Annotated in this window: 7 protein-coding genes and 1 pseudogene; 5 read left to right on the forward strand and 3 right to left on the reverse strand. The window is 71.2% G+C overall.

The genetic code is table 11. The features are described from left to right. Nucleotides 1–22 precede the first annotated feature (22 nt). From AC1Z4A_RS32390 to AC1Z4A_RS32410, 5 genes and pseudogenes are all read left to right on the forward strand, one after another. A pseudogene (locus tag AC1Z4A_RS32390) lies at nucleotides 23–166 on the forward strand (IS110 family transposase); the annotation flags it as partial. 169 nt (nucleotides 167–335) lie between these two features. Then, nucleotides 336–1,373 carry a transposase family protein gene (locus tag AC1Z4A_RS32395; protein ID WP_483675719.1) on the forward strand — a complete coding sequence of 346 codons (1,038 nt, stop codon included), beginning with the start codon at nucleotides 336–338 and terminating at the stop codon, nucleotides 1,371–1,373. 7 nt (nucleotides 1,374–1,380) lie between these two features. Continuing rightward, a complete protein-coding gene (locus tag AC1Z4A_RS32400; RefSeq protein WP_483675718.1) occupies nucleotides 1,381–1,788 on the forward strand; it encodes a TniB family NTP-binding protein in 408 nt (135 codons plus the stop codon). Nucleotides 1,789–1,976: 188 nt separating this feature from the next. Then, entirely contained in the window at nucleotides 1,977–3,695 is a 1,719-nt protein-coding gene (locus AC1Z4A_RS32405; RefSeq protein WP_483683457.1) for a transposase, read from the forward strand. Beyond that, nucleotides 3,692–4,504, forward strand: a complete 813-nt coding sequence (locus AC1Z4A_RS32410) for a hypothetical protein (RefSeq protein ID WP_483675717.1) — start codon at nucleotides 3,692–3,694, stop codon at nucleotides 4,502–4,504. The genes AC1Z4A_RS32405 and AC1Z4A_RS32410 overlap by 4 nt, the downstream gene beginning before the upstream one ends. A 32-nt stretch (nucleotides 4,505–4,536) precedes the next feature. Here the strand turns inward: AC1Z4A_RS32410 and tpg are convergent, their stop codons facing one another. The 3 genes from tpg to AC1Z4A_RS32425 all read right to left on the reverse strand — a co-directional run. Then, nucleotides 4,537–5,163, reverse strand: coding sequence for a telomere-protecting terminal protein Tpg (gene tpg / locus AC1Z4A_RS32415; protein WP_483675716.1), 627 nt, complete (start codon nucleotides 5,161–5,163; stop codon nucleotides 4,537–4,539). 574 nt (nucleotides 5,164–5,737) lie between these two features. Further along, nucleotides 5,738–6,214: a GNAT family N-acetyltransferase gene (locus AC1Z4A_RS32420; protein WP_483675715.1), complete on the reverse strand. Its 477-nt coding sequence runs from the start codon at nucleotides 6,212–6,214 to the stop codon at nucleotides 5,738–5,740. Between the two features lie 139 nt (nucleotides 6,215–6,353). After that, a partial coding sequence (locus AC1Z4A_RS32425) for a helicase associated domain-containing protein (protein WP_483683456.1) occupies nucleotides 6,354–8,389 on the reverse strand: 2,036 nt, incomplete at its 5' end.

Consider the following 8,389-nt stretch of genomic DNA (forward strand, 5'->3'; position numbering starts at 1 on the left):
CGGCTGGGCAGCCTGGGTCTGGGGCGACTGGCACGCCGCCGCCCAGCGCAACCTCTTCAACCGCATGATCGGACAGCTCTACCACTGCCTCCGGACGGGCCGTCGCTACGAGGAGGCGCTGGCCTTCCCTGCACCACGGGACGAGTTGAACTCCGTGGCCGCCTGACCCGTCACTGGCCTGGAGGGCGAACCCACGAAGCGAACCGCTGGCCAGGAGTCGCATCCTCACGCCAGTGTGAGTGGGTGGTGGGGTGGCAGTGGGTGGGTGTCACCGGAATCGCAGGGTAGCTGTCCTGGTAGTGGGTGCAGGACGGGGCTGTGGTTGCTGTCATGGGGTGACCAAGCGGCTGTTGTGGGGTGGCTGGCAGGTTGGTTGCTGGCTGTCATGGCTTTCGCTGTTCCTGTGTGAGGGGCTGGCCGGTTCGGGTGGGCTGGGCTCTATGACGGTTCACGGGACGGCGGGTGGGGCCGAGGGCGGGGCGGGGTCGGCTGTTGTTGTGCCGGCGGGTGGTGTGTCGTTGGCGCGGGGCGTGGTGGTGCGGCGGCTTCTCGCGGTGGACGGGGAGGGGACGCTGACTGCGCTGCATGTGCGGATCGCGGCGGAGCTGGCGGGGGTGTCGGAGCGGACGGTGTGGCGGTGGCTGGCCGATGGACGCCGTGGTCTTGTCGAGGCGCGGCCGCGGCAGGACGGGTTTTCGCTGAGTGACGCGTTGTGGGAGGTCCTGGCTCAGGCGGGCGGGAACGTCGCGGAGTTGCGGCGCAGGATGCTCCGGGCCCAGGAAGAGGGGGCGGTGGAAGGGTGGGGTGCGGAGTGTGTGCCTTCGCTGCCGACACTGCACCGCGTGATCAAGCGGGATCTGGGGGCGGGCCGGGTTCTTGAGGTGGCGCGCCCGGCAGGTGCCCGGGTGGGGCTGGAGCCGAGCCGGTATGACCGGGCACTGGCGGATTTGGGGCTCATGGACGGGGCGGGTGGTCCGCTGGTTGCCGACGGGCCGCCCGCTGACGCGCCTGTCCCAGAGGGTGGTGCCGTGGATGCGGGCGCGCGGGGCGGCGGTGTGCGGTTGTACGTGCCAGAGGCCCGCCTGGTGTCCACACGGCAGGTGGCCGCTGTCGTGGGGGCGGTGGGTCATACGGTCGCGGCCCGCGGGATGTGCTGTGTGTACGGGGACACGGGCCTGGGGAAGACGGTCGCGGTCGAGCAGGCGTTGCATCTCCTTCCTGTCCGGGTGCCGGCGTGGCGGGCGGTGGCCGGCGTGGCGCCCGGTCTGCCACAGCTGCGGGCCTCGCTGTGCGAGGGCGCTGGGGCTGCCGTCGGGTGCTCTGCCGCACCGGGCTGTGCCGGCCAGCCAGGCTCTGATGCGGGCATTGGCTGAGCCGGGTGTGCTGTTTGTCGATGACGCCCAGCGGCTGACGCCGCCGCTGTTGGATTACCTGCGGCAGTTGTGGGACGCGCCGGGCTGTGCGGCGGCGCTGGTGCTGTGCGGCGCGGGAAGCGAACGGGCCCTGGCCCGCGCTTCGGCGCTGCGCTCGCGCGTGCTGACCTGGCACCAGGTCGGCCGGCTCGAGCCGTCTCAGGTGCCGCAGACACTGAGCCTGTTGCATCCCGTGTGGGCGCAGGCGGAACCCGACGACCTGGCGCGGGTGGACGAGCGGATAGCGCGCGGCAATTTCCGCACGTGGGCGAAGATCACGTCGCATGTCTACGCCGCGCGCGAGCGCGACCCCGCAAGGCGTGTGGACCGGGAGCTGATCGAGCAGGCATGTGCGCGTCTTGGCCCCTATCCGTGACGGTCCGGCTGCTCGAAAGGCTCGTGTACAGGGCCTTCACCTGGTTCCAGGCCAAGTGAACGAAGGCGTGCTCATGGAAGCGGACGAGAACGAAGGGGCATGGCGTGGACGGGCAGCCGATGGAGCCGCCGGAGGATCCGGCCGGTGTTCTGGGGGAGGAGTCGTTGACGGCGTTGCGGGCGCCGGCGGTGCGTCGTCTGCTGGCGCTGCGCGCCGAGCGGCGGCTGTCGCGGGAGCATGTGCGCCTGGCCGGGGAGTGCCTGGGCGTGTCGGAGCGGACGGTGTGGCGGTGGCTGGCTGAGGCCTCCCGGTCGCCTCAGGCCGCGCTGCGCCCCGGGGAACGCAGCGGTGACCGGTTCGAGATCACCAGGGAGATCCGGGTGCTGCTGGCGTACTGGCACGGCAACGCTTCCGCGGTCCACCGCCGGTTGGTGGCCCGGGCCGAGACCGGCCCACACGGCAGTGACGGTCAGCCGACGACCACGGCCGAATCCGCGGCTTCTCCCGCGGGCGCCCTGCCGGCCGCGGTGCCGTTGCTGGACCCGCCTCCGTCGCTGTCGACGTTCCTGCGTGCGGTGCGTCGTGATCTCACCGCGGCGGAGCGGGCCGGTCTCGCCGCGGGACCGGACGCGGCACGCGCGCACGACGTCTTCGGTAAGCGGGCGGCCTCCTGGCGCAATCACGTCTGGCAGGCCGATCACGTCCAGGCACCGCTGCTGGTCGATGCCGACGGCGACCTGGTGCGCCCGTGGGTGACCTGGTTCATCGACACCGCCACCAAAGTCATCACCGGCACCGCGGTCACTCCTGGCGTCCCTTCCCGCGCCTCCGTGCTGGCCGCGCTGCGTGCCGCTGTTCTGCGTGAGGAGCCCTACGGCCCCGCGGGAGGGACACCGGAGCAGGTGCGGGTGGACCGGGGCAAGGACTTCCTGTCCACCGCCGTCACTACGGCGTTCGGAACGATGGGCGTGACGGTGAAGGACCTGCCCGCCTACAGCCCCCATCCCAAAGGAACGGTGGAAAACCTCAACCGAGCCGTCGACCGGATGCTGTTCGCGGCCCTGCCCGGCTACACCCTCACGCCCACGAAGCTCCGCTCCGGCCGGCGAAGCAAGGGCGCGGGCCGCAGGCCGGACACGTCCGGTGCCATGTCGTTTCAGGACTTCACAGCGGAGGTGCTGGCCTGGACACACTGGTGGAACACCGAGCACCGTCCCAAGGCGCTGTCCGGCCGTACGCCGCTTGAGGCATGGCAGGCCGACCCGACCCCTGTCACCGACATCCCCGCCGCCGACCTGTGGACCTTCACCCTCGAGGACGACGGCCGCCCGCGGAAGCTGACCAGCCACGGCGTGCGGTGGCGCGGGCGCACCTACATCGCCCCGTGGATGACCGGCCAGGCTGGCCGTACCGTCACCGTGCGCTACATGCCGCACCACGATCACGAGATCGATGTCTGTGACGCAAGCGGCAGGTATCTCGGGCCCGCGCACCTCGCGGACGAAGCCACCCCCGAACAACTCGGGGCCCTGCGCACAGCCCGGGCGGAGCGTGCCCGACGTCTGCGAGCGGAGGTGAAAGCCGCCGAGACGCTGCGCCGACAGCGCTTCGCCCCGGCCACCACGGCCGGGCCGGCCCAGCGGCTGGGAGCCCTCACCGCCGCGCAGGCCGGGGACGAACTCGCCCGGAGTGCCGGCACCAGCCTGTCGCAGCTCGCGCTGCCGGACGTCATCCCGCACGCTGCGCCACCAGCCGACTGGCGCACCCCGCCCTCTCTGGCCGCGCTGACCACGCCGGCCCGCCCCGCCCCGCTCCCGCCAGGCCGTGACTCCGCCCCTGCAGTCCCCGACGGCCCGGCCGGACGGGCCATACCCTCCACCACCGACGAAGACGGAGACGCCTCGTGACTGCGGCCACCTACCAGTACGTCGACCTGCCCGACGCCTCCGTGGTCACCACCCGCGCCCTGCTCACCGCCCGCGAGAACATCGCCGACACCGTCGCTGCCCGCGCGATGATGTGCATCCACGGCGGTGCCGGCTTCGAGGCAGCCCGCCGCCACTACTACGGCACGCCTGTCGCCGAACCCCCGCCTGCAGACGAGCCCGCCGGGTCGGCTGACCGGTGGCTCACCCTGCCCGCACTGGACCGCCTCGTCTCCTACGACAGCCCCCGCCCCTGCTCCGCCCCGTGCACGCCGCCCCCGATCATCTGGCGGCACCGCCCACCACCCGGTCCTCTCGCCGCGCACACCGCCCAGAAGGTCGCCCACCGGCTGCACGCGGCGACCGCACATCCCCGCCTGGCCGCAGCCGTCGCCGCCGCGCTGCTCACTGGCGCCTCCCTCCAGCAACTCGCCACCGCCCGCCCCCACGACTACGACGCTGCCGCGGCCACGCTCGCCCTGCACGACCGTGCCCGCTACACCGACGGCTGCGCCGCCTACCCCGTACCGCCCTGGGCGGGCGTCTTCCTGCGGGCCGCGGCCTGCTTCACCCGGCTCGTATCCGGCGAGGACCAGGAGCTGCTCGCCGCGCCAGGTGACCGTGGGCACCTGCTGCGCGTGGCGGAGACGGCCAGGCTGCGCCCGCCTCAGCCGCCCGCGACCCGCCGCCAAGGCCCGGTTGGCCGTGTGGAGTGGGACTGGCGCGAGCGGCAGGAAGCTGAGAGGCACGAAGCGATGCCGGCCAGGCGTGCCAGGCCCTCGCGACGCTGAACACCCTGACGCGTTCGCTCGAAGGGGCAGGCTCATCCGATCGAGAAGTCGGCGAACTCGACGTTGCTGAAGGCGATGTGCAGACCGTGGGCGCGGCGGCCCCATGCGCGAAAGTAGACGTGTCCCAGCGCGCGGGCCAGGATCACCGTTTGCTGCTGCTCGCCCGCGGCGGCATCCCGGGCGGCGAACAGCTCCCGGGCTACCTCTCCCGGCAGGTACTGGGTGATCCGCCGCACTCGCGGATCGTCCGAGGACCCTGCTGGCGCGGCGAACCCGAATCGCGCCCGGGTATGGAAGACGAAGCCTTCCGCCTCGGCCTGAGCACGCCGACGGGCCCGTATCCGGGGCTGCCACCGAGCCAGGACCTCTTCCTCGATCGTCCGGGCCTGCATCGGACCCGGCGGACGACGTGCTCCGGGCTTCTTCGTCACCCACCGCTGCACAGTGCGCTGCGACACCCCCAGCACGGCGGCTACCCTCCGGGGGGGGGGCCTTGGTGCGCCGCCAGCAAAAAACGCAGGCGGGCCCTGGTGCTTGAGGGAACGGGCCGCGTGCGCAACGCACGCTCCAGTCCCTCTTCGATCTGTCCCACGTCCGCCTCTCCAAGCGGCCAGCCGGCAGGGCCAGCACCCCGCAGCCCGTAGTGTCAGTTCTCCCACACCGCCCGCCCCTGCCTGCCAGTTCCTGCATTCTCGAGACAGCGCCGGTTGACGCAGGCTAGAGCCCCTGGGGGAGCACCGGCGACAGGCTGACGGCGCGGGTCAGGAAGGACGCCGCCGACCGTGAGCTGGAGACCACCCCGGGCAGAGCTCCCGCCTGAGCCTCCTCGTACGTAGAGATAGAAACTGCTGCATGACCGCCTAGGACGTCTCGAAATCCGGTTCCCAGTCAGGGTCGAGCTCGTCGGATTCCTCGGAGTCGTTGAGCACCCGACCCCTGATGTCGGCGAGCTCCAGTTCTCCCAGCGTGAGGGTGAGACCACACAACCGGCAGCCGAAGTGCCGGGGAAGGAACCAGACCTCAAGTAGTCCCCGAGTTTGTCCCTGCCGCTTGCGAACCCTGTGTGTCTGCAAGCGGGGCATTCTGTGGGTACGGCCAGCGGCCATGGAGCAGCCGTCGGCAGTGTGGTCTGCACGTATAGCGGGTGCTGCGCGTGGCCCGCCCCCCGCGCACGGTGATCATTTTCCGCAGGAGGGAGTCGGTTCAGCTGCTGGCGGCCGGCCGTGCCCGGTGTCACCCCGCGTGGCCGTGCCCGACTTCGGCCTGGAGCAGGCGCGCAGAGACTTCGAAGCCATGCCGGGAGTACACCGGGACCGCCCGGTCGCTGGAGTAAACGGTCACCCGCTCAAGGCCGAGATCACTCGCCAGTGCCAGGACCGCTTCGATCAGCTCGCCGCCCAGGCCTCGGCCTCGTTCATCCGGCACGATGTACATGCACTGCACGTCGCCGGACGTCCGCTCGGTTGCGCGCGGATGCGGCACGCGCTGCGTGATGGCCAGCCAGGCCATGCCGATGACAGCATCGTCGCGGACCATCACCATGCACCGGTGCGAGGACTCGGCCTTCCGGGCCCATGCCACGAATCGGGGCGTGAACTCGTCCAGTGTGGTACCGGGCGTTCCGTAGAGCTCTTGCACCCACCGCCATCGAAGCTCGGCGACAGCGGCTAACTCATGGGGCTGGGCAGGGCGGCAAGCGATGTCATCCACGGCTTCATCGTGGCGCAGATCCGTCGGCCCGGTGGCCGCTTCAGCCGCTCCGCGCCTGAGTTCTTCAAAGGCCGCTGGCTGGTACGGCCCTGCGTTGTGTCCCACCGATCGCCCGGCTCTGTTTCGGCGGCTCCGTCCTTCATGCCCATTCGATGCCCAGCTCCGTCAGCGCGGTCCGCTGCTCCTGGGTGAGCTTGTCGCGCCTCGATTTGGTGTTGCTCATAAACACCCCCAGTCGCACGGAGACGGGTTCGTCCTCGACCGCGATCTGCTCTGTGTGGTTTCTGGGGATGCGGTGGTGGCCTTCGCGGGTGATGTACTGCGCGAGGGCTGCCATGCCCCGCTGGAAGGCTGCGGACGCTTTCCCCCTACTGCTTCCCTTGTCCGTTAGGGCCGCAGCGGGCCGCTCGGCGGGTTTCACTCCCAGCGCTGACAGTCGCTGCTGCTGCTCTTCCAGCAGCTGCGCCCATGAGTTCGCCTGCCGTTCGAGCCATCGTCCGAGATCGTCGCCCTCGAACAGGACGCCCGGCTGGATCTCGGGCAGGGTGCCGCCGGGTTCGTCTTCGGCGAGGTTGGCGAGGACGCGGTAGTGGCGTTGCCAGTCCAGCGGCCACGGGCACGCCCAGTCGGGGTCGATGGCCGCCAGTTGCTGCGCGCGGACGGCGGCGCGCTCCGGGTCTTTGCCCAGGCCGCCCTTCCTGCGCAGGTTGGCCATGTGCTGCCCGATGGGCACGAGTTCGCCCTCCGCGCCGCCCCAGACCGCGTCCTGCCGCGGGGCGAGGTGCCCGTGGACGCGTTGGTACGATCGCAGCACGGCGAGTTTCTTCTCCCATGCTTCTTCGCCCGGCTCCCATACCATCCCCTCGGCGTCGAGCTGCTCCTTGCGGTGCTCTTCCAGTTCTCCCGCCCGCAGTGCCTTGCGCTGTTCGTGGACCCAGTGTCCCAGCGGGAACGCTGTGGTGACGCCGAGTTCGACCTCGGTGTCGTAGGGGACAGCGTGCAGGCCGGTGATGCCGTTCTCCTGGCGCCAGCGGCGCAGGGCCTGGTAGCCCTCCAGCCACACCAGGCTTTCCGGCCGGTAGACCCGCGTGCGCAGGAAGGCAGCGATCGTGGCCGCGTCGCGTGGGCTGGAGAAGTGCAGCAGTGCCGACTCCACCGCGGCCTCGGTGCCGTCCTCGTGCTCCTGGTCCTCGCCTTCGCCGCCGGCCCCGACGATCCGGCCTTCCTCGTCGCGCTTCACATGCACCCGCCGTTCCTGCTTGCTGCGGGACAGCGCCCGGGAGGCGAGCTGCTCGACCAGGCGCTCGTCGTGTGAGCGCAAGCCCTGGAGCACCGCGACAAGGGGGGCGAACGAAGCCGACGCGACCATGTCGTTGGGGCTCTCGTCGGAGTGGAGGAAGACCGGCACGATGATCCTGGCCGTCTTGGCGGTGCCGTCCGGGTTCGGCCTCAGCGCCCGGCCGATGTTCTGCACGATCTCCACCTGGGAGCCGCGGGTGTCGGCAAAGCAGATCGCCTCCACGCCCCGTGTCCCGACGATGTCCACGCCCTCGCCCAGGACCCTCACCGAGGCGAGGAAGGCGCGGTGCACGCCGCGGCCGCCGGCGTCGACGCCGTTGGCGAACTGCCGGATGGTCTCGCGGCGCTCGGCGACGAGGTGGTCGCCGCACAGCCATGCCGCCCAGATGCGGTCCGGCCGCACGTGACGGCCGCTGCCCAGCTCGTAGAACCCGGCGTCGATGGACGATGCGGGCAGCTTCTCGGCGGCCGCCAGGTCCTCGTCGGACGTTTCCGTGGCGTACAGCTCGGCGGCGGTGACGGGCAGCTTCTCCGCGAACGCGGCCGCCTCCTCGACCCGCTGGTGGAACGTCATCACCGTCTTCAGGTTGTGCCGGGCTGCGTGCTCCAGGAGCGCGGTCTGCAGCAGGGCCAGGCGCCGGCCCCGCAGCGCCCCCTCGGACAGCCCGAGGACGGGTGAGGGATCGCGGATCTCCAGCACATCGATCTCGAATCCGGCGAGGATCTCGCGCGTGATCGCCTCCGACAGCCCCAGCTCGTAGATCCACTCGCCGTACGGGCCAGCCGGGTCGGAGGCCATGGAGGCGATCTCCAGCTCGCGCCCGTCCTTGCCCTTCTGCGGCCGCGGCGAGGCCAGGATGCGGGGCGTGGCGGTGA

Source organism: Streptomyces sp. 17_S59 (assembly GCF_056930295.1).